This window comes from Bradyrhizobium guangdongense (genome assembly GCF_006483445.1).
Lineage (GTDB): Bacteria > Pseudomonadota > Alphaproteobacteria > Rhizobiales > Xanthobacteraceae > Bradyrhizobium > Bradyrhizobium guangdongense_A.
In genome coordinates, this window is record NZ_PPPT01000300.1 from 1 (window position 1) to 1488 (window position 1488).

2 protein-coding genes are annotated in these 1488 nt (G+C 62.1%); both read right to left on the bottom strand.

The window, feature by feature from the left end; translation table 11 throughout:
- Window positions 1-452 (bottom strand): transporter substrate-binding domain-containing protein (locus C2U70_RS32160; protein ID WP_140982684.1); only part of this gene is annotated, 452 nt, incomplete at its 3' end.
- An 85-nt stretch (window positions 453-537) separates the two neighbouring features.
- Window positions 538-1488, bottom strand: a 951-nt coding sequence (locus C2U70_RS32165; RefSeq protein ID WP_140982686.1) for a M20/M25/M40 family metallo-hydrolase, incomplete at its 5' end; no start/stop codon positions are given.

Below are 1488 nucleotides of genomic sequence, written 5' to 3' on the forward strand. Positions count from 1 at the left end.
GTCTTGCCCTTCAGGTCCTCGATCGACTTCAGCCCGCTCGACTTCTTGAAGACGTAGCGGCTAGCGGTGAGGAAGTGGGTGTTGGTGAAGGCGACCTGCTTCTGGCGCTCGGCGTTGTTCGTGGTCGAGCCACATTCGAGATCGATCGTGCCGTTCGCCATCAGCGGAATACGGGTCGCCGAGGTCACCGGGTTGAGCTTCACTTCGAGCTTGTCGAGCTTGAGCTCTTTCTTCACGGCGTCGACGATCTTGTAGCAGATGTCCATCGCAAACCCGATGGGCTTCTGGTTGTCGTCCAGATAGGAGAACGGGATCGAGGAGTCGCGGAAGCCCAGGGTGATGGCGCCGGTGTCCTTGATGTTCTTCAAGGTGCCGGTGAGCTCCTGGGCACCGGCCTGGCTCACGACCAGGGTGGCAGCGAGCGCGAGACCTACGTTACGGAAATGTTTCACTTTTTTCTTCCCCTTTGAAGATGGTGCGGCGGGATGCAAGCATAAAATCAGGCGGAATAGAATGTGACTTTCGGCGCCCCCAAAATCAGCCCAGCGGGCGCGGCAACTCCCCCAGATCCCAGAACAGGCCGGCCATTGTAGCAAGCGCTTCCTCGGTCAGGGGCAACAAAATGTGCTCGTTCGGGGCGTGCTGGGAGCAGCCGGGATAAGAGTGCGGCACCCAGATCGTCGGCAGGCCCAGAATATCCGAGAACACGTCGTTGGGCAGCGAGCCGCCGAAGTTCGGCAGGATCGCCGGCGCCTTGCCGGTGGTCTTCTGGACGGACTCGGCGGCCCATTTGATCCAGGGGCTGTCGAAATCGGTGCGCGAGGCGGCAAAGCTCTGCGCCGCCCGCACTTCGATCATGGGAAAACCCTTTGCGTCGAGATGGGCCTTGATCGCCGGGACCACACTCTCGACCTTGGTGCCGACGACGAAGCGCAGTTGCAACACCGCGTTAGCATGGCCGGGGATGGCATTCGCGGGCTTGTCGATATTGCCCGAGCCCATCGCGAGCACTTCGAGCGTGTTCCAGGCGAAGAGACGCTCGGCATCGGACAGCCCTTCCTCGCCCCAGTTCTCGGCGAGCGCCGGCTCGTCCGCGGTCGGCTCGACCTTCACGTCGGCGAGAAAACTCCTGATCTGGTTGGTCAGCCTCGGCGGTTTCAACGCATCGAGCTGAAGCCGGCCATGGCCGTCGACCAGCGTCGCAATCGCATTCACCAGAATGGTCGCGGGGTTGGCGAGCACACCACCCCAATTGCCGGAATGGTGGCCGCCGTCGCGTAAGTTGACATCGAGATGGATGCGAATGCCGCCGCGGCAGCCGAGGAACAGCGTCGGGCGATCGGCCGACAAACGCGGCCCGTCGGAGGCCATGAACAGATCCGCCCTAAGCGCGTCGCGATTGAGATCGCAGACCTTGCCGAGATCGGGCGAGCCGATCTCCTCGCCCATCTCGACGATGAACTTTGCATTGAAGCCGAGCTTGCCGCC